This window comes from Ruegeria sp. AG1, assembly GCF_056541705.1.
On sequence record NZ_JBQFYU010000005.1, the window covers coordinates 1 to 24,359 of the forward strand.

Here is a 24,359-nt window from a genome sequence, read left to right on the forward strand (position 1 = left end):
GGCCATCCCGCGTCAGATCGACTTTGCCCGCATGCGCGAGATCGCCGACATGGTCGGGGCCTACTTGCACGTGGACATGGCGCATTTCGCCGGTCTGGTGGCCGCAGGCGAACATCCCTCGCCTTTCCCGCACGCGCATGTGGCGACCACGACAACCCACAAGACCCTGCGTGGGCCTCGTGGGGGTATGATCCTGACCAATGATGAAGATATCGCTAAGAAAGTGAATTCGGCGATCTTCCCCGGCATTCAGGGTGGTCCGCTGATGCATGTCATCGCAGGCAAGGCGGTTGCCTTCGGCGAGGCTCTGCGCCCCGAGTTCAAGACCTATATCCAGCAGGTCATCACCAACGCGCAGGCGCTGTCGGATCAGCTGATCAAGGGCGGTCTGGACACGGTGACCCACGGCACCGACACCCATGTGGTGCTGGTTGACCTGCGCCCCAAAGGTGTGAAGGGCAACGCGACCGAGAAGGCCTTGGGCCGCGCGCATATCACCTGCAACAAGAACGGCGTGCCGTTTGATCCAGAGAAGCCGACCATCACTTCGGGCATCCGTCTCGGCAGCCCCGCCGGCACTACGCGCGGCTTCGGCGAGGTTGAGTTCCGCCAGATCGCGGATTGGATCATCGAAGTGGTCGACGGCCTCGCCGCCAATGGCGAAGACGGCAATGCCGAGGTCGAGGCCAAGGTCAAAGCCGAAGTCGCCGACCTCTGTGCCCGCTTCCCTATCTACCCGAACCTCTGATTCTTCTCGGATACAAAATAAGAAAACGGCGCCACACACGGTGCCGTTTTTCGTTGCAACAACGTTTGGGTCAGATGAACCCGCGCCAGCGCAGCACAATCATCGTCACTGCCGCCAAAGCGATAAGGCCCAACGCGACTGAGCCAAGAAAGCTCAGAAACCATCCCAATCGACGATCCGCCAAATTGATAGCATTCAGATGGTTCTGTACTTCATCCGAGGCTTTCTCAAGCTTCGGCCCGTCCAGAACCAGACGCAGTTTCGGATGTTCTGCCATCGGTTCGGCTTGCGCCAACACCATTGCCTGCTTGTAGACTTTGCGCGGCAAACGTCGCTTGGCGCGGCGAACCGAGGCGATCAGCGTCTTGTCCTTGACCCCCAGTTTCTTGCGCAGCAACTGAATGGTCTGTGCGATCTGGGTCTGGATGTCTGTTTCCTGCGTCATCTGCGCCTCCTGACGGGGCAACTTAACCGCACTGCGAAGGGGCGACAATGGGGCTGGTTGTTCGGTGCCGTCGCGCGTATCACAAGACTATGCTGAATAAGATCATCCATGGCGACCCGACGGACACCCCACCCCTGTTGATTGCGCACGGGCTCTATGGCTCGGCCCGCAACTGGGGCGTCATCGCGCGGCGTCTTTCCGACGAGCGGCAGGTGATTGCCGTCGACATGCGCAACCACTCGCAGAGCCTTTGGAGCGACCGGCACGACTATCCCGATCTCGCGTCCGATCTTGCGGAAGTGATCGAGAGCCTTGGCGGATCAGCCGATGTGGTGGGGCATTCGATGGGGGGCAAGGCCGCCATGATGCTGGCTTTGCAGCATGGAGGTCTGGTCCGCAAACTGGTTGTCGCCGATATTGCGCCGGTGACCTACGGCCATAGCCAGATCCAGTTCATCGAAGCGATGCGCGCGGTCGATTTCTCGCGGGTCACGCGCCGGTCGGACGCGGCGGAACAGCTGGCAGAACAAGGGGTTGATCAAGCTTTACAGAGCTTCTTTACCCAATCACTGGATATCGAGGGGAAACGCTGGCTTTTGAACCTTGATGCTCTGGCGTCCGAGATGCCCAAGATCATGGGGTTCCCCAAAGTAGACGGACATTGGGATGGCCCGGCGCTGTTTCTGGCCGGGGCCAATTCCGACTATGTTCTGCCCGAACACCGCGACAAGATCAAAGCCCTGTTTCCCGCCGCGCGTTTTGCCAAAATCCCCGGGGCCGGGCATTGGCTGCATGCCGAAAAGCCCCGTGAATTTGAGGCCGCCGTCAGGGCTTTCCTGAACGCATAACCTGCGCCTTTAGGCGGACACAGTCTCGCCGCCGCCATTGACCCAATCTGCCAGGCCGCCAAGGTTGTAGACCTCGTCATAGCCCATATCCTTGAGGAGCTTCCCTGCCAGCGCCGCACGCCCTCCGGCGGCGCAATAGAGGATAGTGGCCCGGTCCTTTTGCAGCTCGGGATCATGGGATTTCAGCGTGTCATCGGCGCGGAACTCAAGCATGCCGCGCGGGATGTGATGCGCGCCGGTTGCACGACCCGACTGCTGAAGCTCGACCACGTCACGGACATCAAGCAGCAACGCGCCGTCCCCGATCAGCGCGTTGGCCTGATCCACACCGATACGCGGGACTACGGCATTAGCCGCTTCCATCATATCCTTGACTGTTAGTGGCATTTGCACCGCCCCCTAATTGCCTACACATGCAAGGGTTAGCATGCGACGACGGGTTGGTGTAGCCAAATCGCCCTATTGCTCGCGAAATGCCCGAGACATGCTGTCTGAGACAGGTTTGGCGATATAGGCGGCAAAAGTGCGTTCTTCGGTCTGGATCATGATCTCGGCCGGCATACCCGGAGTGGGCACGAACCCCCGGACGCGTTTCAATTCCTCGGGTGTCAGTGAGATGCGCGCCAGATAGACCTCTTGCGGGACGCCTTGAGAATCCTCGACCAGCGCGTCGGCTGAGACATAGAAGACCTGACCGCTCAGAACCGGGGTTGTGCGCTGATTGAGCGCGATCAGGCGCACCGTCGCGTCCTGGCCGGTAACGACGCTGTCAATCTCGGTGCGGGGTATCTGCGCCTCGATAATCAGCGGGGCGTCGGCGGGCAGGATCTCGGCGATGGGCTCGCCGGTTTCGATCACGCCGCCGGGTGTGTGGTAGTGAAGGCGCACAACGGTTCCGGTGACGGGCGCGCGCACGACCGCGCGGGCCAGAACGCTGCGGGCTTGTCGGGATTTCTCGCGCACACTTTCAAGGTCGGCTTCGATCACACCCAACTCATCCAGCGCGGCCTCGCGATAGGCGGAACGGGTGCGTGAGATCTGTTCCTCGTATTTCAACAGCATCTGGTTGATCTCGGCGGCTTCGGCCTGCAGGCGGGCCTGCTGGCCATCGGCTTCGGCCTGAACGCGGCGGATCGTGTTGAGATCGCCTTTGCGCACCAATCCTTTTTCGAACAAGGCTTCCTTTGTTTCGAACTCTTCTTGCAGGATCTCCGAGCGTCTCTGCATGCTTTTCAACTGAGCCTCAAACCCGCTGGCGCGGATCCTTAAAGCCTCCATGTTGCGCGCCAGAAGCGCGACATCGTTCAGCAGCGTTTTACGCGAGACATCAAAGCTAAGCCTTTGGCCATCGAGGATCGTCATCACCTCGACATCATTTGATGCCTCAATCAGGTCGGGGGAGAAGTTGAGCTTTTCGCGCTCGCCATATTCTGCCAGCAACCGCTCGGTCATGGCTTGCAGGCGGATCTTGCGAATGAACAGCTCTCTCTCATTGGCCTCAGCTGAGGTCTGATCCAGCGTCATAAGTACCTGACCGGCCTGCACGGCCTCACCTTCCGAGACTTTGATATCCTCGATAATCCCACCCTCAAGGTGCTGGACGATCTTGTTCCGACCGGTGGCAACAAAGCTGCCTTGCGCGATGACGGCGGCCGCCAGTGGCGCGCTGAATGCCCAGACACCGAAGCCGCCGAAACACACGACCAGCATCACGAACCCCACCACGATCAGACGGTTGATCGAGCGCGGAACCTCGGCATACCAAACGGTCGGCTCGGACGGAGACGTGTTGACGGGTACGATATCGTTCATGATCAGCCCCCCTTCTGGCCTTCAATGCCGGGTTGTTTTCGTGGCGCATTCAGTTGCTGCAGCACCTGTTCACGCTGGCCGAACAAGGCGACGCGCCCGTCGGTCAGCAGCATGATCTTGTCCACCACATTCAGAAGCGTTGGCTTTTGCGTAATCACAACGACTGTAATCTTGCTGTCCTTGGCCTGCGCAATCGCCCGTGCCAGCGCCTGATCTCCCGCCACATCGAGGTTCGAGTTCGGCTCATCCAACACCACCAGACGCGGGTTGCCAAAGAAGGCGCGCGCCAGAGCAATGCGTTGTTTCTGCCCCCCCGACAGGGGCGATCCATCAGCGGCGACAGCGGTTTCATACCCTTGCGGTAGGGTTGCGATCATGTTGTGGACATCGGCCAGAACGGCCGCATCGTGGATTTGTTCGTCCGTTGCATCCTCTCGCATCCGGCCGATATTGTCCTTGATGGTGCCGGGGAACAGCTGCACGTCCTGCGGCAGGTAGCCGATGCTTTCACCAAACTGGCGCGGGTCCCAGTTGCGGATGTCCATCAGGTCCAGCCGCACACTGCCCGAGGTCGGCAGGATCGAGCCCACAAGCGTCTTGCCCAGCGTCGTCTTGCCCGCGCCGGAATTGCCGATGATCGCCAGCGTCTCACCGGGGTTGAGCGCGAAGGTGATCCCGTTCAGCACCACGCGTTTGGTCCCGCCCGGCACATAGAGCAGACGTTCGACATCCAACCGCCCTTCGGGACGCGGCAGGCGCAGTTTTTCGAACTGAAGCGCGGAATTGGACAGGAGCGCATTGATCCGCCCATAGGCTCCGCGAGTCAGCAGGAAGCCGTTCCAACCCTCAATCGAGCCTTCAATAGGAGCAAAGGCACGCCCAGCGATGATCGAGGCTGCGATGACCATGCCGCCGGTGATCTCACCCTGCAGGGCCAGAAATGCCCCCCACCCAAGGATCGCGATCTGGGTCAGCAGACGCACGGCCCGTGAAATGGCGGCGAAGATCACGTTGCGATCCTGCGCGCGCACCTGCCATGTCAGAGATTGCGCGGTATCACGGCCCCAGATCCGAACGGCCTCGGGGATCATCGCAAGCGCATTGATGATCTGGCTATTGCGCGACATCGAATCCAGATGTTGGTTCGCCATGGACTGGGCTTTGTTCGCCTCGGCAAACGGTTTCGCGGTCGTTTTCTGGTTGATCAGAGCAATCGTCATCAGCAACAGGGCCGTCACGACCACGATCATGCCAAGCTGCGGATGCACCAGGAAGATCATCAGGATGAAAAGCGGTGCAAAGGGCACATCCAGAAACGAGATCAACGTGCCTGAGACCAAAAACCCACGCACCTGCTGCAGATCCCCAAGGGTCTGATATTCGCGCCCGTTGCCGTGCAATGAGGCATGGGCCGCAGCACTCAGCACAGGGGCACCCAACCGCGCGGCCACTTCGACCGCCGTGCGCATCAGCATGAACCGACGGACCGCGTCAAAGGCCGCCTGAAAAATCACCGCACCGGCAACGATCGTGGTCAGCATGATCAGCGTATCCAGGGACCGGCTGGTCAGGACCCGGTCGCTGATCTGAAAAAGGTAGATCGGAATGGCGAGGATCAGAATATTGGTGGCGCAGGTCAGCACAAGAACGAACACCAGATTGCGGTAAATCGCGCGCATCGAGACCCGCAACGTGCGCCGGAAATCCTCGGGCGGGGTTCGCTTGTGAAAGGTGTGGGGTGGCCCATTGCCGTCACCACCGCCGGATTTGGTCGGCGGCAACGGCTCGTTTGCCTTGGCCTCAATCGTAGTGCCTATGCGATCCCCACCATCTGTGCGCGCAGAGGGGGTCTTGCGCGCTTTGGGTGTGTTGGTGTCAACAGGATCAGAGGCCTCGGCTTCGGCCACCCCAGCGCCGCCACCTTCATGGGTCGTATCTTGCGAAGGGTGCGGCTGTTCGCGCCGAAGGGGAGGATCGGCGCGGTGAGTGTTCTTCGGTTCTGCAGGAACAGGCTTAGCTGCCATTTGCTCTTTGCCCCGCGACGCGTCAGGCGTATCCACGCGCAGCGCTTCATGCAGCAGAAGCAGGGCTGACTCTTTGGGTTCTTGCGGCGCATTTGATCGCTTTTCGGTACGCGGCGCCTCGGACACGGCAACGCCGCCATTTCGATCCAAAGGGCTGGAACAGATGGTGCGGCGCGACGAAAACACAATCGACATAAACTAACCTTCCGGTCACTCGCTATAATTGCAGGAAATCAGGCCAGCATGGTCTGCAGGCCGTCGTCAGCGCCCGCCATCTCGGTCGGGGCTGTTTGTTTGGCGACGGTTTCGTGGATCTTGGCCAGCTCGCTGTTGGCCTCTTCCATCAACACCGCAATGGCGTCATTCGTCAGCTCAGAGATGCCCTCAGGATCCGGTACATCATACAGGCTGGCCTGATGCAGAAGCAGATCTGAATAGGTCTCCTCAGCCGCCATCACCACCGAGTCAATCCCGGCCTTGGCAACATTTGCCGCATTCAGCAGAGCATTGCTGCCAGCGATGATCTCTGTTTCGGCAGCCTTGGGTCCGGACACATGCACATCGTCCTGATCCAGCAGCATGGTGACCTGTTCCATGATGTTGACCTGCAGCAGATCGCCCTCGATTTTCAGGGCACGGATCTGCTCCATCCCAGCGAACATGGGATCGTTGAGCAGTGCGTCTTCAAGCGCGTCCATATCCGCTTCACCCAGCGCCATGGCGTTGGCCATATCCTGGTGCAGTTCCTGGTGGCTGTCCTCGCCCGTTTTCGACACGGAGGCCTCGTTCATGACAAGGTTTTCATCACCCTGCGCCGAGGTCGAGCCGCCGGTTACGATATCGTCATCCATCAACACGTTGGTCTGGAACAACATATCGACGGATATCATGTTGCCGCCGATCATGATTACATCATAGTAGCTGCCCAGCTGGATAATCTCGGTGACATTGACCATCTGGTTGTCACCCATCGCATAAAGCGTCGTGCTGGCCGAAATCTCAGTCTGGATGTGGTCGATATCCGTGGCGTCGATCTCTTGCTTGATGAAATTCGCAACGACCAGATCGCCACTGATCCAATCGACCGAGGCAAAGGCGGGTTGCCCTTCGGCTCCCTCGGCCTGGTTCAGCCAATAGGCGGCTTTCGCCTCAACGCCGACCGAGGCTGACTGCACCACTTTGGTTCCGCTGCTCCCGCCTTGTTCGATCTGGTCCCAGTCGGAAACTACGGCGACCTGGCTGATCACAGTCAGATCCATCGCCTTGCCGCCCACGGCTATATAGGGCGCATCAATCCAGGCAATCGTTGCCGCCACTTCGTTGACCGCAAGGTTGCCGCCCGCGATGACCATATGGCCGTCGGCAAAGTCTTCATCATCCGAACGGTCCCATTCTACGGGCAGCATATCCGGCGTTTCGGTTTCCTCATCTGGTTGGTGATAGGCCGGAAGCAGGTCGTCCCACTCCAGAGCCTCTTCAACCTTTTCGCCGTTTATGATCACACCAACGGCGTCTTCGCCGTGGAACTGGTGAACCGTGACACCTTCGATATTGGAGTTCATCGGGTTCACGATCTGCTCGGCAATCTCAGAGAGCAGTTCAAGCGACGCATAATCGGCCAACGCAAATGAGGGCGCTGCGACCGCATGGAAAGTCAGCGCGGCCTCAAGCATGTCCTGCCCTGCACTGATCAGGGCGTCGACATCGCGGAACTCCCCTTCTCCGACGACGTCATTGTCGCGCAGGAACAGAGTTTGGAACGTGTAGGTAACTGCTGACCCAATCAGTTCGTTCTGAACCTGGAACAGCATCAAAGGCGGTGCTTCCGACGGACCCAATGCCGCCTCGCGTACCGCCTCAGAAGGACCCTCTGGTGGATCGAGGAAAATGTTTGTCTCATAGTTTGGGCCGTTTGCCGGGGGTGGTGGCGGCAGCTCGGCCGGAGGTGTGTTGAATTTGAAAGGGATCGGGGCATAGTCGCCCGGATCGGCCTTCAACGTGGCCTTGACCTCAATTCTTGTGGGGTCTGACAGATCTTCAAGTTCGACTTTCCGCCGTAGCGCGGTGAACTCTTCATACTGGTCTCTCAAACGTCCTTGTTCGATTGTCAGCTCAAAAGTTCCAACAAAATGTGCAATCGTTTCAGTAATACTGTCGAGGGACATATTAAGGTTCCTTGTCACCCGCTACGGCCGAAAATTTCCGCTTTGGGTTTGCTAAGCCGGGGCCACGTGGCGCGCCCCCGGCGGTTTTGAAAAAAGCTCGGGCTCTGAAAATGGCAGAGCCCGAAACGGGTCTTAGACCTCGGTATCGTCGCTGGCGTAGGACGACGTCATCGAGCCGCCCACCATGGTCGTATCGACCGAGTTACCAAGGACGTTTGCGCCCATGACGATCGACTGGTTGAACGCCGCCGTATCGACAACGGCCGCAGCCGAAGCATAGGATTCGCCGTTCACGATGCCATCGCCACCGTTGTCGGAGCCCCAGGTACCGGCGTTTCCGCCTGCACCACCTGCGCCAGAATTGGCGCCCGAGGCTTCGCCACCGGTATTGGTTGCACCGTTTGTCATGCCGCCGGTCGAGCTTCCCATGACCGCGCCGCTGGTGCCGCCAGCCGCTGTGGCCGCTCCACCATAGCCGCCGTCACCGGACATTGCCGATCCCGTCGCGCTGCCGGTTCCAGTCGAGGTCGCATCGTTGTCAGCAGACCCCGCGCCGCCATACCCGGCAATCGCTTCGGCCAGACTGTCAGCGGTTCCATCGGTGTCAGCTTCTGCAAACACCTCATTGTCACCACCATCGCCAGCGGTATTGGTCGCATCCGCAGATCCAGCACCACTACCGGCCGAGCTCGACGTCGGCGAGGTCATCCCACCTGCACCGCCAGTACCTTCGGCGGTCGATTCACCGGTTCCGGTTGCTTCGGCCGTGCCATCGGTCGCATTGCTGCCGCCGCCGCCGCCCGATCCGTCCGGGGTTTGCAGGTTGTTGGTTGCACCTGTCACGTCACCCGGGCTTTGCGAGATGTCAGGACCTGTCGCAGACTGATCACCAACGCCTTGCGCGTCCGAACTTGTGTCAACGCGGCCACCGCCTGCACCACCAGCACCTGCACCGCCGGGACCATTCCCGCCCATGCCCATGCCACCGGTGCCTGCACCGCCCGGACCATTGCCGCCCGAACCCGCACCGCCAGGACCATTTCCGCCGGCACCTGTGCCGCCCGGACCGTTACCGCCAGAGCCTGCGCCACCGGGGCCATTGCCGCCAGAGCCTGCTCCGCCAGATCCGGCGCCACCGGTTCCAGTTGCATCTCCGGCTGTGCCGCCACCGCCCGTTGTCGGATCAGGATCGGCCAGATTCAGACCAAGACCAAGATTCTGCTGGTTCAGTGCAGAAAGTGCGCCCTCGGCTGTTCCAGAGGCTCCGCCAGAGCCTGTGCCACCTGGGCCAGCACCACCCGGACCATTACCACCGGAACCTGTGCCGCCCGGTCCGTTACCACCGGTGCCCGAACCGCCCGGTCCGTCGCCACCAGTGCCAGATCCGCCCGGCCCGTTACCGCCAGTCCCGTCACCGCCCGGACCGTTACCACCGGTCCCAGTACCACCGGAGCCGCTACCGCCCGGACCATTGCCGCCATCAGCGTCATTGGCCCCCATAGCGCCAGCACCCGCGATACCCGCAGCATTGTTGCTGCCTGCGGTCGCGCCGTTGGCCTGGTTGCTGCCAGAGCTTGTGTTGTCGGCACTACCGCTGGATTGTGCATTGCCGTCGCCAGCGTTCGAGCCTTGTGCAGACGCATCAGTGCCCGCCAGACCAAGGCCAGTTCCCATCGAATCGGAGGTATTGTCGCCGCCATCCGCATTGCCGCTCGCGTTCGAGCCGGACAGACCAAGACCAACACCAAGACCCAGAGATCCAGCCGCGCCGCCTTCTCCACCATCGCCAGAGCTGCTTGCACTGGACGTTCCGGAGTTCGTCGCGTTCGAGGTGCTGTTGGCGTTGCCGCCAGCGGCGCCAGTACCGTCACCATCCGACTGCGCCCCTGACAGGCCTAGACCGATGCTGCCGTTATTCGCTTCGCCCGAGCTTGCGCCCGCACCACCGGTTGCCGCGCCGTTTGCATCTCCGGAGTGGCCACCGAGGGCCATCGAAGTGCTGCCATGAGTATCACCCCACGCATCACCGCCATGGCTGGTGCCACCGCTGCCAGACGCTCCACCATCGGACGATGTGTCGATACCCTCTTCTGCAGTCGCGGTGCCGCCATTGGCATCACCACTCTGTTCGAACGTACCGGAGTTGGACACGGTCGCACCGTTCAGCGTGTCATTGTCTGTCAGGCTGGCATACTGGTTGTTGAACGAGGCCATATCATTGCCTTCGCCGTTCAACGAAATATCCAGATTCAGATCGTCACCGGGATCATAGTTCACGTCGTCTCCGGCCGTGATCACGTCACCGGTCGAGGCATCGTCGCCGATGTCCACGTCGACCTTGTCATCGTCGCGCGGAATCCACTCGCCTTCACCAAAGTCGATATCGACCCGGTTCACATTGTCATTGGTGCTGTTGCCATTGTCGCGAACGGTATTGCTGTCGTTACCACCATTGGTGTTACTGTCATTACCACCGTTCGTGTTGCTGTCGTTTCCGCCATTGGTGTTACTGTCGTTGCCACCATTGGTGTTGCTGTCGTCACCGCCGTTTGTGTTGTCGACAGACTGTTGTTGTTGCTGTTGCTGCTGTTGGGCGTTTTCAGCCATCTCCAATTCAGGATCTTCAGCACCCGGGTCTTCAACGACCGGGTCCATGTCTTCAACATCAATTTCTTCGACGGTTGTGACTGGGGATAGAATTCTACGGTCAGACATATTGCTTTCCACTCTATTGGCGCACCTGACCACCATTCATCTCAAAGGTGGTTACTCGTGCGGTTGAAACAAAAATCCGCACGGTATGCCTGAACGCATAGCCCTGCGGTCTGTTGGTTCCGAGCTTTCTGCACCTCCTTTCCCGGCTAAGCCGACGTCCCCGCTGAAAAGAGATTCGCGAAAATGCACGAAAAGCGGGCGTTAAAGGAAAAACCTTCGCAATCTGAAGTAGAGGAAGCGTCGCAGCCTTTGACAAAGCTGCCAAGCTATCGAAAAGCTCTAGAACGGCTAGCGTGTTGAAATTCGGGGATATTGCGGGAGCGGTCGGAGTTTTCGCTAAAAATTCCGACCTAAAACCCTACCGATTGGGCTTAGACGAAAGAAGCCGTTGAATTCCCTCTACTTACCCGAAATCACCGGAACACAACCCTAATCAATGGTTCTAGGACCAAGTATCAAATCCGAATATCCGGTTGCTGACCCCCTACATTTCATCTACAATAAGTCTATATTTTTAAGACTATTTCGGCTTTCGAACTGCCCGAATTACTTGTGTGAAAAACTGCGAATTGCAGTTCGGTTTTTTAGTGGGGGGGACAGTAATGATTGACTCGTCTGAGCGTGACTACGCCTACCAGAATACCAAGACCGAAGACCTTTCAATTCACTTTATTGGTCGAGAGCTTTTTCTCTCCAATCAAACCCTCAGAAGCGTCCAGAACGAGTTTGACGTTCGTGCATCTCGTTTCGATTCACTGGACGACCTAACATCTGCCAAAGCAAAGGCTAGCCGCGTTCTGGTCGTAGATCAGGTCATGCTGGAGGATCTGCTGGAAAGGCCAAGTAAATACGCGGCACAGGTTCCGGTTGGATGTCTTGCGTTTTCCTACCGCAAGGACGCTGCAGCCCGGCATCTGTTTGAACGCTGGGATCGCAGTCGGTACGGCGAGATCGGCTTTCTGCCTATGAACGTCGCCCCTGATGTGTGGCGGTCGATCCTGAGGCTGCTTATGCATGAGCAGCTGCACCTGCCCAGCTTCCTCGCGGATTGTGTCGCTGGCCCCCAAGCGAACCCCTGCAAGGCCCCAGCATCATCTGTAACGCCCAAGCCCGCCGACTCACAGCAGGTTGAACTCTTCGACAGGCTGACAAAACGGGAAAAGGAGGTCCTCAGGTTGGTGTCTCAAGGGCAGAGCAACAAAGTCATCGCCGCCGGGTTGGGGATCACGGAACATACCGTCAAGTTGCATATGCATAACGTGGTCGGCAAGATCGGGGTCAGCAACCGCACTGCGGCTGCTCATTTCTATTTCGAGGTTGCGCCGTTTGATGCGCAAAGCCCCCGTGTTGGCTGATCTCGTGGAAGAACGGTTTGACCGGCTTATCCTGTTGGTGGGGCGGTTAAACTATATGTGGACCAACACCGAAAGCCTGTTGATCCACCTGATTGCCGGTCTGGCTGGAACCAGCAAAGACTCTGCCGTTATCATCTTTCTGACCCTGAACACGACCCGCGCCCGGATTGATCTGGTTGAGCGGCTCGCGAAAATGGATGGCCGCCCCGAGGGTATTCGGGACCCGATCTTGGAGCACACCAAACGGCTTGGAAAACTGTCCGGCATCCGCAACCGGTTCAATCACTGCATCTATTCCTTTGATCCCGAAAGCGGCAACCCTAAGACCATTCTGATGCGCATTGCGGACCGGAAAACAGACATCAAAATGGGTCGCACGGATACTTTGGACGGTGAGGCCTTGCTCGAGATCGAACAGGTTGTCGAAGATTTGTCCACCCTGAACCGAGATATCTGGCAGCTGATTACAAGGCTCGACTATCCGGTCTAAGGAGCTGTGTGTGGTACCCGCGGCCGGACTCGAACCGGCACGGCCTTCCGGCCCAGAGATTTTAAGTCTCTTGTGTCTACCATTCCACCACGCGGGCAACCTGTGTCGACCCGTGGTCGGCACGCGTTGAGAACTACGCCCATAGCTTTGCGAATTCAATGCGCTTCGCACTGAAAAACGGTTGAAAAATTGCACAAGTATCGCTGTGCTATCGGAGTCAATTCGGCAAGCATGGCCACTCCGCGATCACCTGCCCCTCGCGCACCGCCAAAACCGGTCCTAACAGGTTCAGAACAGCCTCGCTCTGGCTCGGACGGATCAACGCGATGTCACCGGGTTTGACAGCATGGCCAGCGCGGCCGGTCCAAACCTCCTGATTGCTCGACCGCCCGAAGACCGAGGAATAGGTGAATCCGACGGGGTGAATGGGTTGGCCGGGGAAATACCCTCCGAAGATCGCGATATGGGTTTTGCGCTGGGGCAGGAATTCCAATCCGGGCAAAGGGTTTGAAGGCATGGTCTTGAGAACAGGGGTGGCCAGAAACGCAGCCGGTTGAAAGCAAGTGGTGGTCGCGTGGTCGAAATCGGATGGCTTCACGAGGATCGAGCCAAACGCAACCTCGGTGGCTGGGCCGAGTGTGTGATAGCTCTGAAAGGTCAGGCTGCCGCCGGTGTTCAGGCAATAACCCGCGCCTTCAGGCAGTGCAGCCACGGCATGTTCAAACGCTTTGGCGCTGGCCTTCGTTGCTCGCGACTTCAGGAGACCGGGCAGCTTCGCCAGATGCGCCTCATACCCCACAAGCCCGCTTAAACGAGCGTTTGGATGCGCAGAGATCACCCGTGCGAGTTCGGCAACCTGATCCACTTTCAACCCGCCACGGTGCAGACCAATATCCACCTCAAGCGAAAAACGCAGGGACGTTCGGCTTGTCTCCGCCAAAGCCAGATACTCGCGCAGGCGTTCGGGGGTGTCGATCAGCCATTGCACCCGATCTGTGGCGTCCGGGCTGGTCTGCAACACACGCGTCGCAGAAGTAACGGGCAGCGGTTTTCCGATCAGATGGTCCGTATCTTTTTCCGCTTGCAGTAGCTCCATTAGCATCGGTTCGGAGAAGCTCATCAAGCCTGAGTTGGGGATTAGCCCGCGGATATGATCCAGCAACGGCAGGCAAGGCATAGATTTTGCGACCAAGCGCCGGTCCAGTCCGGGGTCAGCTGCGGCCTGTGCTGCCCGGCAATTTGCCTCGACCCGATCCAGGTCTATTGCGACGACAGGCTGATCGACCCCGTGGGTGCGCAAAGCCTCGGACAACCGGGTGAGGTAGGGATCGCTCATGGCCGGAACAACCGAGCCAAGGCGGGCGTCATGAATTTGCCCTGTGGGTCCAATTCCTCACGCAGGGCGCAGAACCGGTCGAAATCCGGGTACAGTCCGGACAAGTCTTTGTAGGAAAGACTGTGCATCTTGCCCCAATGCGGGCGCCCTCCGGCCTCAAGAAACAGTGGTTCCAGCGCGTTGAAATAGCGGCTGTGATCTTCACCCGCATCCGTGTGCAGCGCGATCGAGATCCGTGGGCCACCCTGAAACGGTGACAGGCAGGCCGTGTCACCTGCCGTCTGGCGCACTTCGATCGGGAAATAGATGTCCTTGTGGTCACGCTCCAGACGGCGAAAGACCTCGGTCAGGACATCACCAGCGATATCGGCGGGCAGATGATACTCCATCTCCTTGAACCGGATATGTCTGTCGCTGCACAGCACCCGCCAGCTTTCGCCTACGTAGTCCTCGTCCGATTGGGCCAGCGTGAGCAAGTTTAGCAACAGCTTGCGCAGACCGGGGCTGAAGCGCCCCGCGTTTCGGGCGAGCTTCAGCACCTTGACCGCCAACATATCCAGATCCCGTGGTGCTTTACTTTCGAGGCCTTCGGTGACGGCGTGGCGTAGTTCGACCGCCTTGCCGGTGAAGGGGATGTAGAAGAACTCAAAATTTCGGTTCTCGGCCCAATTCTGATGCATGTTGGCCAAGACATCCGGCAGATCCGTCAACGTGACTTGACGGCGCAGATTGTATTTCGGCACGACATTAATCCGAGCCTCGGTCACAATGCCCAGCAAGCCCAGCGTCACCTGCGCCATCTCCAACGGGATTTGCGAGGTGGTCAGCATGTCACCGGTCGCCCCTATGAACTTGGCATCAGTGATCTCGGCCGCAAGGCAGGGCAGAGTGCGTCCGGTGCCGTGGGTAGCCGTGGACGCAGCCCCGGCCAGAGACTGCGTGTTGATGTCGCCCAGATTGCGAAATGCCACGCCCTGCTCGGCCAAAGCGGGCGAAAGATCACGCAAACGCGCATTGGCATTGACCCAGACCTGCCCATCTTCGACCGGTCCAACTGTAGGCAAATGCAACTCCGACAGATCCAATATCCGCTCGGCGCCGCCTACGATTGGGGTAAAGGAATGCCCTGCCCCGACGACCCGCAGGTTTTTAGGTTCCGCCACCGTCGCCCGCAACTGTTCCAATCCCACAGGACGCGCAATCGGAGCGGTGGCGGTTTCGTTCCCGGCCCAGTTTGACCACATGCTTATTGTCCTCCCAGAGAGAGGATTGCAGCCAAGGCACAACCAAACAAGTCAGGATATCAGCGCATTACGCTACGTGAGGCTGCCCTTATGCGGCATCCGCCCGCTGTGCTGAGACCTTTTCGAACCAGCTGACAATCGCTTCAATATCCGGCGTCAGCTGTTCTGCCGCCCCGCCCGTGAAGGCCTGAAACTTCTCATCATTCAACCCGTTGACGCCCAGCAAAACGGGGATGTCCTGTGCCAGAGCCTCGGCGATGACGGGGCGGAAACCGCGCCCGTCGGCCTCATGCTTGCCGAACTTGTTGATGATCATCAGCTGCGGGTCATTGGCAAGCGTTGCCATGACCTGTCCTACAGCCTGCTCGAGCGCTGCAGGGTCCAGACGGCAGCCGCGCGCATGCTCGCCCAGGGATTGCGAGATACGGATGGTCTCGCCATCGGGCAGAACCTGCACATCCATATCGCATTTGCTGCTATCGGTGCATTCCGTGTTGGTCTGCACGACCCCCGCCAGTTTGGCACCACGCGCCAGCAGGTGTGCGGCCACGGCGCTTAACAAGCGGTCAGTCGCGCCGCGATCAGTGGTGGTAACATAGGCCAGATGCATTTTTGGACCTCACAAGTCAGACTTCGGCATATCAGATAGCACGAGATATGCGGGTCGACCACTCCTTGCGTCAGGGAAGTGGCGAGACGCCGATCACAGCACCGTGCAAGGCGATCAGAACGGTAAAGACGGCAAGCGAAGCAAGCCAAACGCGCATGGGCGGCCAAGGTAAGGGCGCGCGTAGCGAAAACCGTGCGGTATTGCGCGACAGGCGAGGCCAGTCCTTGCCTAATGACCGGGCCGTCCGGCGGTCGATCAACGTCATGCCCAGCGCGGCAAAACCGGCGAACAGGCCAAACAGGATCACATGAGACAAACTGCCATTCGCCAGAAGATGCGCCCCGGCCCACAGCATCAGCGCCGCCAGAAGCGGATGACGGGTGGTGCGCAGAATACCGGGGCGGTCCGGATCAAAACCCGCCTTTCCCAGCCCACCAAAGGAAAACGGGTTACTGATGGTCAGTCCGGCCACCGCGAGCCAGCACACCACCGGCATCACGACCAATGGCACCCAGCGCAGCACCGGCCACGGAGGGATCACCTCGACATAGGGCGCGTTCGCTGCGGCCACGATCAGCCATGCAAGGACGATGACGGACAATAGGGAATACGCCAGCAGATACCCCTTGTGCCCCAGAACCGTCATCAATCTGGCCCGCACCGGAGCCCGCGCGGGAATGGCGTGGCTTAAGAAAAACGCAGTCAAAGCTGATATGAATGGCACCCAACTGGACATGGACTCTCCGATAGATCTTTCGACCCGTGTAAAGGTATCGTGCAGATTTGGTCTTGTGCTGGATCAAGTACCGGCGGCGGCCCGGCCACGTCTACGTGAAATCGTCTTGCGCAACGCAAGTGACGCACTAGGGTTGAATTCATGGCCTTGCGCATTCTGTTTATGCTCCTTTTGCTTCTGTCTTCCTGCGGGCGTCCTCTGACCGAGCAGGAACGCGGTTTTGCAAGCGCGGTGCAAGGCACGACCTTGGATCTGGATAGCGTCCGGCTGGTAAAAGGGGCCCCCGTCGTGCCAGTCACCTATTTCCGCGAAGCGCGCCCGCGTGAGGCCTGCCGGGAACGCATCCTGCCCCCTGTCGAGGCTGGGGTAGTCACCGGAAAACCGGCCGCCGTTGCCCTGTTCAACAAAGTCTATTTCGCGCGCGATTGGTATCTTGAGGACTATATGTCCGACTACCCCGAAGAGATGAACCTGATCGCCGCCATGCTGCTGGCGCACGAACTGACCCATATCTGGCAATGGCAGAATCGCGAGACCACAGGCTATCACCCGCTGCGGGCCGCAGCAGAACATGGCGGGCGCAAGGATCCGTATCTGTTCGATCTGGAAACCTCGCCCGATTTCCTGTCCTACGGGTTTGAACAGCAGGGCGCGATTGTCGAGGAATATGTCTGCTGTCGTGCACTGGACCCTCAGGCGCAGCGCACCAAAAGGTTGCACGATATGCTGGGGGAGCACTTCGATCTGTCCCCGCTGCCACAGACCGGCCGTGAGCGGGACATCGCAATCCCGTGGAGCGAGGCAAAGATCGAAGGCATCTGCAGCTGAGCGTTTAGCTGCCCTGCAGGGTTTTCAGATACTCCAACAGATCCACGATGGGCTGGCTGGTGAGGATCGGCTGCCCATCGGGCGTTTTGATCGCCGTGTCCTGCCCTTCGAAATACGGGCCATAAACTGGCATCGGACTGCCATGGCTCACCAACGGATCACGCCCGTCAATCCGCCCCACCACGCGGGCCGTAGGGAAAACTCCGTCCGCCTTTGCCAATGTCTTCAGGTTGGTCGGCTGAATGACAAGCACACCCGCCATCGGCCCATGGCCGGTCGCATCAATCCCATGGCAGGTGGCGCAATAGTGCTGGTAAAGCTCAGCGCCTTTCTCTGCATCCTGCGCCCACAGGGGGACAGACATGGCAATCAGAGCTGACACCGTTGCAAAACAAAGCTTTGTGATCATCGCATCCTCCTACCACAATTGCTGCCAACAGGCTTGCCCACTGCGCGGCTTGGCGCAATGATCCAGATCAACGAATACGGGTAAAGAGGGTTCGGGCCATGACACAATACGCAGCCATCATGTTGGCCGCCGGGATCGGAGTCCCCATCCTGGCCGCTTTAAACGCGGCGCTTGGCAAGCTCATCGGCTCGCCGACAACAGCGGCTGTGATCCTGTTTGCCATCGCCTTCGGGTCTTCTGCGCTGGTGATGGTGGTCTTTCCCGGTTTTGAGGCGCTATCAAAAGTGGCGCAGGCCCCTAAACACCTGTTGCTTGCGGGCGTTCTGATTGCTTTCTACGTCCTGTCGATCACCCATGTCGCGCCGCATTTCGGCGTTGGCAATGCCGTATTCTTTGTCCTTCTGGGGCAATTGATCAGCACGGCCGCCATCGACCATTTCGGCCTTTTCGGCGCGCAGGTCACACCACTTACCCTGATGCGCGCAGGAGGAATTGCGGTGATGGCGATTGGAGTGGCGATCACTCAACTGGCTTGAGCACTCCACCTTCCAACCTGACGATCCGGTCCATCCGTGCGGCCAGGTCCAGATTGTGCGTGGCGATCAGAGCAGACAGGCCCTGGTCGCGCACCAGGGTCATCAGGGCCTCGAACACCTGATCCGATGTATCCGGGTCAAGGTTGCCCGTCGGTTCATCCGCCAGCAGAACGCGCGGCGCGTTGGCCAGAGCGCGACAGAACGCAACCCGTTGCTGTTCGCCCCCGGACAGCGCCGCCGGACGGTGATCGGCGCGTTGGGCGACACCGACGCGGTCCAACAGGGCCATCGCCCTGTCCTGCGCGTCTCGCTCGGACACTCCGTTGGCGAGTTGGGGCAGGGTGATGTTCTCGAGCGCTGTGAACTCGGGCAGCAGGTGGTGGAACTGGTAGACGAACCCAACATCCTGACGCCGCACAGAGGTGCGCGTACGGTCGCCTTTTCCTGCAATATCCTGACCCGCAATCTCAACGTTGCCACTGTCCGGCGTGTCCAGCAGCCCGGCGATATGCAAAAGGGTCGACTTGCCCGCACCCGATGGCGCAACAAGCGCGACGGCCTCACCCGCCTGCAACTCCAGATCAATCCCGCGCAAAACCTGCACTTCTCCCGGGGTGCCCTTTAGGTAGGTTTTCGTCAGGCCGTTCAGCCGCAAGCTTACATCATTCATAGCGCAGCGCCTCAACAGGGTTCAGCCGCGCGGCACGGCGGGCGGGGAAATAGGTGACGAAGAAAGACAGGCCCAGAGACAGGCCAATCGCCTTGAGAACGTCACTGAGGTGAAGCTCGGCGGGCAAGGCGTAAATCCCTCGGATCGACGGATCCCAGACGCCGCCGCCCATGGCGTAGTTCACAAACGAAAAGATGGGGTCGATATAGAGCGCGAAGAGGCAACCCAGGATCACACCCATGACCGTGCCGATGATGCCCGTGAACGCACCGCAGATGAAAAACACCCGCAGGACCGAGCCCTCGCTGAGACCAATGGTGCGCAGGACGCCAATATCTCGGCCCTTGTTTTTGACCAGCATAATCAGGCCTGAGACGATGTTCATTGCCGCAATGAGGACAAGGATAGACAGGATGATGAACATTACGTTGTCCTCGACCTCCAGTGCCCTCAGGAACCCACCTGAGGCGTCCTGCCACGTCCAGATCTGGCTGCGCTCACCTGCGGCCTCAAGGATCGGGATCAGGATCGGATTGAGGTCTTCGGGGCGTTCGACCATGACCTCGATCTCGTCGGCGACGCCCTCACGGTTGAAGAAACTCTGGGCCTGCGAGAACGGCATATAGACCCGCGTGCGGTCGATATCGTAGCGCCCGGCCGAGAACACGTAGACAACGCGATAGGCGTTTACTCGCGGTGAGGTTCCAAAGGCGGTTTTAACCCCGTTGGGCGAAGTCAGTTTGACGGTATCGCCAACGGTGGCACCAATGCTACGGGCCACGCCTGAACCTATGGCGATAACGTCTTCGCCCGTCTGGAACTGGGACAGATCGCCAACCGCTTCTTCGCTTTCCGCAATCCCCGGCAAGTCGCGCAGATCGTCCGGTCGCATCCCGAAGACCTGAACCCCACTGCTGCGGTCGCGGTTGGTGATCAGCACCTGCCCTTTGACCAAGGGGGCGACCCGTTCAACGCCGGGAACCTGCGCCAAACGCGCAGTACGCTCCTCAAAATCTGCAATGGTCCGGTCAACCCGTCCCTGCGCGTCGATCTCACCGGAGGAATAGACCGTCACATGTGCGTTAGCCCCCAGAATGGTGCCAACGAATTCAGCCCGGAACCCCGAGCGCACCGCTAGGGTCGCAATAAGGGCAAAAACAGCCAGCGTGATCCCGATCAGCGAGATCCAGGTCATTACACTCACGCCACCCTCGGCCCGACGCGCGCGCAGGTAGCGCCAGGCGATCTTCCATTCAAAAGGGGCGAAAGGCGGGGGTGTTTTGGCCATGCCTGCTCCGGGTCATTTTCTGGTTTGGCGCGACCCTCTCGGCATTTCGCCCGAGGGTCAAGCCGCTTGTCCTTATGGGTCAGCTCGAAAGCGCGGAAGTTTGCTGCAGAACCTCTTCGGTCACCTGGCGATCGCATATGCCACGCGTTTCAAGGGCCGCATAGACTTGCCCGCGCAAATCCTCTGGCAAGTTTGCAACCGCCCTGTTGTGCAACCCGAGGGTCAGCGATCTGTCGTCCTGCAGCCGCGCGACCAGCTTGGCCAGCTCATCCGTGGAATAAGTCGGCCACATCCCAATATGCGCAGGGTCAGCGGGTTCGAACCACGGCGCATAGCCATCACGTGACTTCAGACAGAACGCGTTCATCAACATGAACTCCGATGGCCGCCGTTTAGACGCGAACAGCGCCTGAACCGAGCCGTAGCGTGTATTGATCTCATCAAGCAGCGAAAGGATCAGCGTCCGGCGTACCGGAAAGGGCGTTGAAAACGTCGTGGTACGCAGGTCGTCCGTCAGCGTTTGTTCAACACCCAAAGCTTCAAGGCTCTGGAGCAACCAATTGCGGTGATAGTCGCTTTGAACTGGCATGAACTGAATACGTGCTGGTCCTTGGGGTGAGAAGAACTCGCCTTCTTCAAACGACCGCAGGAACAGGTTCTTGGTATCAAGAATGACGATGTTCTCGGCCTCTGCCACCCGCGCCGCGCCCAGCTTCAGTACCTGTTGCATGCGGTAGCCATTGTTGCCCCTCCATCCGCCTTTGCGGATCAGGGGAAGGCGATAGCGGTCTTCGATAAGGATACGATCTTTCAGCGGCCGCCTGGCAGTGTGCCCCTCGCCCAGCAACGCCTCTTCGCCCTTCAGAATCCGCACCTTAGGGCGCAGCGGGCCATAGTGCTGAAGGATCGGTTCGATCTTGGCCGCCAATCCAGCCTCATCTACATCGTTCAGAACGATATGGATCGAGGCCACCTGATCCGGCGCAACCAACCGGGCCATAGACATCGCCTGAAGCCTGAGCAGCGGATAATCCTTGGAATAGACGATAGTGGCGAAACTCAGCACGAACCTGCGGCCTTTCTCTGGGGCGTGCCCTCGTCTATCAGCAAATCCGCCGAGGTCAAATTGCACTGCCTCCAGATCGAAACGAATCACTTGCCGGTCCTTTGGCAGGGTAAAAGTAGTCTTGCCCGCCAATTGGTTACACCAGAGGTTGTGACGACCTTCACAGACAGGCCGCTATTGTTTCAGCTATGAAGTCAATATCGGCATTGCGTGAGGCACTGAACTCAAAATGCCACAACAATTGAGCAATTTTATTTCGCTTTTTGCTTAATATCAGAAACTTTGTCACCCTGACTTTGGGGGAACACATTTGAAAGAGCGGGGGTCGCTCATGAATATTCAAAATACAAAACTTGGGACGGGCCCGATTTTGGCCCACAAACCTTCATCAGATTTGGATTGTGAGACTGCGGCACTGCTTCGTGCGGCGATCCGTCCGATCTTTGCAAGCGCAGTTAGCTGGAACAATTTGACCGAGGTCCTAAGGGACAAAGGCTATCGCCTTGCCTTTCGCAAGGGACGCCTGTGCGTAACCGACCGTGACACCGGCGCACGCATCTGCGGGATCCGGTTTCTGGGCTTTGAGCTTCGGGAGCTGGTACGCCGCATGGGGCGTCCGATCGTTGTGGCCCGCGGGAACGATGCAGACGGAGACATTCTGACTGCGCGTCCGATCGTACGGGCCTAGTAGCTGCGCCAGAATTGAACGGACCGGCGCAAAGTTTTTGCCAGACTGTGGCGCGCGGCGGTCTTGATCGGCTCGGGTGTGTCGGGTCGGCGTAACAGCTCCCAGATCAGACGAGCCGGCATGTGTCCACGTCGATAGAACCCGGCGAAATCGTCCAGACTGAGGGCTTTCGCGGATTTGAATCCCGCATAGTAGTTCATCCAGACCCGAGCGTAATCCTTTCCGGTCGCGTCCTGATCACTGGTCGCGCCACGATCCCAGAATAGTGAGATCGGCTCATCCATACGCTCACCCTGATAGCCCGAACCAATCAGGCGCAGCATCAGGTCATAGTCGGCAGCAATACTGAACTGGCTATCGTGCCCGCCCAGCGCCTGAAACACATCACGACGAATGAAGACCGAGTTATGGCAGAACGGCATGCGCTGCAGGATGGCTTTCAGCGACATGCGCTTTTCCATCGTCTCGCCACCATCCTCATAGCGGCGCAGCGTTGAGCCATATAGGAAGTCAGGCTTGGTCGCCTCCAGCCGCTCTGCGGCTTGGTTGAGAATATCATCCGAGGCCAGCGAGTCGTCTGAGTTCAGGAACAAAAGGTACTCACCCTTTGCGGCCTGTGCGCCCTTGTTCATCGCGTCATACAAACCGCCATCCGGTTCGCTGATCACACTCGTGCGCGGCATCCCTTCGGTCAACTCGTGCAACAGAGCGACAGTGCCGTCGGTTGAGGCACCGTCTTGAATTATATGCTCGGCCCGCGCGCAATTCTGGCGCTGCATGCAGTCGACAACGCCTTTGAAACTGTCCTGCCGCCCTTGGGATAGCAGGTTGTAGGTCGCGGTGATGACCGAGATGAGCGGATCAGGCGATCTTCTCATAAATCCCGGCAATTTTGGTGACAGCGGCTTCGGGGCTCAGTTCTTCGCTTTCGCCTGTGCGGCGGCAGGTCAGCTCGACCACACCGTTTTTCAAGCCACGCGGCCCGACGGTGATGCGCCATGGCAGACCGATCAGGTCCATGGTGGCGAACTTGCCCCCTGCCCGCTCGTTGCGGTCGTCGTAGAGGGGCTCAAGGCCCAGAGCGGTCAGAGCACCATAGAGCTTGTCACAGGCCGCATCCGCCTCTTCATCGCCCTGTTTCAGATTGACGATGCCGCAATGGAACGGCGTCACGCCCTCGGGCCAGATGATGCCTTTGTCATCGTGGCTGGCCTCGATGATCGCGCCGATCAGGCGGCTGACACCAATACCGTGGCTACCCATGTGAACCGGAACCGGCTTGCCATCGGGGCCTTGAACGGTCGCGCCCATGGCTTCCGAGTACTTGGTGCCGAAATAGAAGATCTGACCCACCTCGATCCCGCGCGCCACGCGGCGGCGCTCTTCAGGGATCTGGTTGAACAGCGCCTCATCATGGGTTTCGTCCGTGCGCGCGTATTTCGAGGTGAACTCTTCCAAAATCGCCTGACACTGCGCGTGGTCATCATAGTCGATCTGACGGTCGCCAAAGGTCAGGTCGGTGACGGCGCCGTCATAGAAGACCTCGGATTCGCCGGTTTCGGCCAGTACAAGAAATTCGTGGGTGTCATCGCCGCCAATCGGGCCGGAATCCGCACGCATCGGAATGGCCTGCAGGCCCATACGTTCGTAGGTGCGCAGGTAGCTCACCAGATGGCGGTTATAGGCATGCAGCGCGTCTTCTTTGGTCAGGTCGAAGTTGTAACCGTCCTTCATGTAGAACTCGCGCCCCCGCATCACGCCGAAACGCGGGCGGATTTCATCGCGGAATTTCCACTGGATTTGATAGAGGGTCAGCGGCAGGTCCTTGTAGCTGCTGACATGACCGCGGAAGATATCGGTCACCAGTTCCTCAGCCGTAGGCGTGTACAGCATGTCGCGACCATGACGGTCCTGCATCCGCAGCATCTCTTGACCGTAGTCATCATAGCGACCGGATTCGCGCCACAGGTCCGCCGATTGCAGGATTGGCATCTGGATCGCGATATGGCCTGCCCGCGCCTGTTCCTCATGCACAATGTTTTCAAGCTTGCGCAGGACTTTGAAGCCCAACGGCAGCCAGGAATAGATCCCGGCAGCGGCCTGCTTGATCATCCCGGCGCGCAGCATCAGCCGGTGGCTGACGATCTGGGCCTCGGAGGGGTTTTCCTTGAGAACGGGCAGAAAGTAACGGCTAAGGCGCATTGGGTGACCTTCAAAGGTGGATTTGAGCTTTTCAAGGTGATTATGCCAAACCCCCGCCGGGGGCAATCGGCCATTGGTGATTTTGCGACCTCAGGTCCGTCGCATTTTTTATTGACCAGCCAATCAGGAACCTAAAGTGTGACA

Annotated in this window: 23 protein-coding genes and 1 tRNA gene; 7 read left to right on the forward strand and 17 right to left on the reverse strand. The window is 59.1% G+C overall.

What is annotated here, in order from left to right; genetic code table 11:
* Nucleotides 1-748, forward strand: a 748-nt coding sequence (locus ACR0B5_RS08330) for a serine hydroxymethyltransferase (RefSeq protein WP_480539858.1), incomplete at its 5' end; no start/stop codon positions are given.
* A gap of 70 nt (nucleotides 749-818) precedes the next feature.
* Here ACR0B5_RS08330 and ACR0B5_RS08335 read toward each other — a convergent pair.
* Nucleotides 819-1,193: a hypothetical protein gene (locus tag ACR0B5_RS08335; protein ID WP_480539860.1), complete on the reverse strand. Its 375-nt coding sequence runs from the start codon at nucleotides 1,191-1,193 to the stop codon at nucleotides 819-821.
* A gap of 89 nt (nucleotides 1,194-1,282) precedes the next feature.
* Here ACR0B5_RS08335 and ACR0B5_RS08340 point away from each other — a divergent pair, with 89 nt between their 5' ends.
* Entirely contained in the window at nucleotides 1,283-2,041 is a 759-nt protein-coding gene (locus tag ACR0B5_RS08340) for an alpha/beta fold hydrolase (RefSeq protein ID WP_480539862.1), read from the forward strand.
* 9 nt (nucleotides 2,042-2,050) lie between these two features.
* Here ACR0B5_RS08340 and ACR0B5_RS08345 read toward each other — a convergent pair whose 3' ends face one another.
* The 5 genes from ACR0B5_RS08345 to ACR0B5_RS08365 form a co-directional block, all read right to left on the reverse strand.
* Complete coding sequence (locus ACR0B5_RS08345) at nucleotides 2,051-2,428, reverse strand: rhodanese-like domain-containing protein (RefSeq protein WP_170640219.1); 378 nt, start codon at nucleotides 2,426-2,428, stop codon at nucleotides 2,051-2,053.
* Nucleotides 2,429-2,500: 72 nt separating this feature from the next.
* A complete protein-coding gene (locus tag ACR0B5_RS08350) occupies nucleotides 2,501-3,853 on the reverse strand; it encodes an HlyD family type I secretion periplasmic adaptor subunit (protein ID WP_170665526.1) in 1,353 nt (450 codons plus the stop codon).
* A 2-nt stretch (nucleotides 3,854-3,855) separates the two neighbouring features.
* Entirely contained in the window at nucleotides 3,856-6,072 is a 2,217-nt protein-coding gene (locus tag ACR0B5_RS08355) for a type I secretion system permease/ATPase (protein WP_480539864.1), read from the reverse strand.
* A 38-nt stretch (nucleotides 6,073-6,110) separates the two neighbouring features.
* Nucleotides 6,111-8,042: a type I secretion protein gene (locus ACR0B5_RS08360; RefSeq protein WP_480539866.1), complete on the reverse strand. Its 1,932-nt coding sequence runs from the start codon at nucleotides 8,040-8,042 to the stop codon at nucleotides 6,111-6,113.
* Between the two features lie 132 nt (nucleotides 8,043-8,174).
* Nucleotides 8,175-10,757, reverse strand: coding sequence for a beta strand repeat-containing protein (locus tag ACR0B5_RS08365; protein ID WP_480539868.1), 2,583 nt, complete (start codon nucleotides 10,755-10,757; stop codon nucleotides 8,175-8,177).
* A 602-nt stretch (nucleotides 10,758-11,359) separates the two neighbouring features.
* Between ACR0B5_RS08365 and ACR0B5_RS08370 the strand changes: the two genes are divergently transcribed.
* Nucleotides 11,360-12,112, forward strand: coding sequence for a helix-turn-helix domain-containing protein (locus ACR0B5_RS08370; protein WP_480539870.1), 753 nt, complete (start codon nucleotides 11,360-11,362; stop codon nucleotides 12,110-12,112).
* Nucleotides 12,087-12,602 (forward strand): hypothetical protein, encoded by a 516-nt coding sequence (locus tag ACR0B5_RS08375; RefSeq protein WP_480539872.1) that lies wholly within the window; start codon nucleotides 12,087-12,089, stop codon nucleotides 12,600-12,602. The genes ACR0B5_RS08370 and ACR0B5_RS08375 overlap by 26 nt, the downstream gene beginning before the upstream one ends.
* An 11-nt stretch (nucleotides 12,603-12,613) precedes the next feature.
* Here ACR0B5_RS08375 and ACR0B5_RS08380 read toward each other — a convergent pair.
* The 5 genes from ACR0B5_RS08380 to ACR0B5_RS08400 all read right to left on the reverse strand — a co-directional run bounded on the left by ACR0B5_RS08380 (nucleotide 12,614) and on the right by ACR0B5_RS08400 (nucleotide 16,528).
* Nucleotides 12,614-12,699: transfer RNA gene (locus tag ACR0B5_RS08380), tRNA-Leu, on the reverse strand.
* Nucleotides 12,700-12,819: 120 nt separating this feature from the next.
* On the reverse strand, nucleotides 12,820-13,938 hold the full coding sequence (locus ACR0B5_RS08385) for an alanine racemase (RefSeq protein WP_480539874.1): 1,119 nt from the start codon (nucleotides 13,936-13,938) through the stop codon (nucleotides 12,820-12,822).
* Nucleotides 13,935-15,182 (reverse strand): D-arabinono-1,4-lactone oxidase, encoded by a 1,248-nt coding sequence (locus ACR0B5_RS08390; protein ID WP_480539876.1) that lies wholly within the window; start codon nucleotides 15,180-15,182, stop codon nucleotides 13,935-13,937. Before ACR0B5_RS08390 ends, ACR0B5_RS08385 begins: the two co-directional genes overlap by 4 nt.
* An 88-nt stretch (nucleotides 15,183-15,270) precedes the next feature.
* Nucleotides 15,271-15,792 (reverse strand): DUF2478 domain-containing protein, encoded by a 522-nt coding sequence (locus ACR0B5_RS08395; protein WP_170677255.1) that lies wholly within the window; start codon nucleotides 15,790-15,792, stop codon nucleotides 15,271-15,273.
* A 70-nt stretch (nucleotides 15,793-15,862) separates the two neighbouring features.
* Nucleotides 15,863-16,528, reverse strand: coding sequence for an NnrU family protein (locus ACR0B5_RS08400; protein WP_170640229.1), 666 nt, complete (start codon nucleotides 16,526-16,528; stop codon nucleotides 15,863-15,865).
* Nucleotides 16,529-16,669: 141 nt separating this feature from the next.
* Between ACR0B5_RS08400 and ACR0B5_RS08405 the strand changes: the two genes are divergently transcribed.
* Entirely contained in the window at nucleotides 16,670-17,356 is a 687-nt protein-coding gene (locus tag ACR0B5_RS08405) for a hypothetical protein (RefSeq protein ID WP_170477161.1), read from the forward strand.
* A gap of 4 nt (nucleotides 17,357-17,360) precedes the next feature.
* Here the strand turns inward: ACR0B5_RS08405 and ACR0B5_RS08410 are convergent, their stop codons facing one another.
* A complete protein-coding gene (locus ACR0B5_RS08410) occupies nucleotides 17,361-17,765 on the reverse strand; it encodes a c-type cytochrome (protein ID WP_480539878.1) in 405 nt (134 codons plus the stop codon).
* Between the two features lie 98 nt (nucleotides 17,766-17,863).
* Here ACR0B5_RS08410 and ACR0B5_RS08415 point away from each other — a divergent pair, with 98 nt between their 5' ends.
* Entirely contained in the window at nucleotides 17,864-18,301 is a 438-nt protein-coding gene (locus tag ACR0B5_RS08415) for a DMT family transporter (protein ID WP_170461979.1), read from the forward strand.
* Here ACR0B5_RS08415 and ACR0B5_RS08420 read toward each other — a convergent pair.
* From ACR0B5_RS08420 to ACR0B5_RS08430, 3 genes are all read right to left on the reverse strand, one after another.
* A complete protein-coding gene (locus tag ACR0B5_RS08420; RefSeq protein ID WP_480539880.1) occupies nucleotides 18,285-18,971 on the reverse strand; it encodes an ABC transporter ATP-binding protein in 687 nt (228 codons plus the stop codon). The two genes, ACR0B5_RS08415 and ACR0B5_RS08420, sit on opposite strands and share 17 nt — an antisense overlap.
* On the reverse strand, nucleotides 18,964-20,259 hold the full coding sequence (locus ACR0B5_RS08425) for a lipoprotein-releasing ABC transporter permease subunit (RefSeq protein WP_480539882.1): 1,296 nt from the start codon (nucleotides 20,257-20,259) through the stop codon (nucleotides 18,964-18,966). Before ACR0B5_RS08425 ends, ACR0B5_RS08420 begins: the two co-directional genes overlap by 8 nt.
* Before the next feature lie 79 nt (nucleotides 20,260-20,338).
* A complete protein-coding gene (locus tag ACR0B5_RS08430; protein ID WP_480539884.1) occupies nucleotides 20,339-21,415 on the reverse strand; it encodes a DUF6492 family protein in 1,077 nt (358 codons plus the stop codon).
* Nucleotides 21,416-21,656: 241 nt separating this feature from the next.
* Here ACR0B5_RS08430 and ACR0B5_RS08435 point away from each other — a divergent pair, with 241 nt between their 5' ends.
* Nucleotides 21,657-22,013, forward strand: coding sequence for a hypothetical protein (locus ACR0B5_RS08435; RefSeq protein ID WP_480539886.1), 357 nt, complete (start codon nucleotides 21,657-21,659; stop codon nucleotides 22,011-22,013).
* Here ACR0B5_RS08435 and ACR0B5_RS08440 read toward each other — a convergent pair.
* Both ACR0B5_RS08440 and proS read right to left on the reverse strand, forming a co-directional pair.
* On the reverse strand, nucleotides 22,010-22,891 hold the full coding sequence (locus ACR0B5_RS08440) for a glycosyltransferase family 2 protein (protein WP_480539888.1): 882 nt from the start codon (nucleotides 22,889-22,891) through the stop codon (nucleotides 22,010-22,012). The genes ACR0B5_RS08435 and ACR0B5_RS08440 overlap by 4 nt on opposite strands.
* The gene (proS, locus tag ACR0B5_RS08445; RefSeq protein WP_480539890.1) at nucleotides 22,875-24,215 is read right to left on the reverse strand and encodes a proline--tRNA ligase; all 1,341 of its coding nucleotides are present in this window, start codon (nucleotides 24,213-24,215) and stop codon (nucleotides 22,875-22,877) included. The genes ACR0B5_RS08440 and proS overlap by 17 nt, the downstream gene beginning before the upstream one ends.
* Nucleotides 24,216-24,359 lie beyond the last annotated feature (144 nt).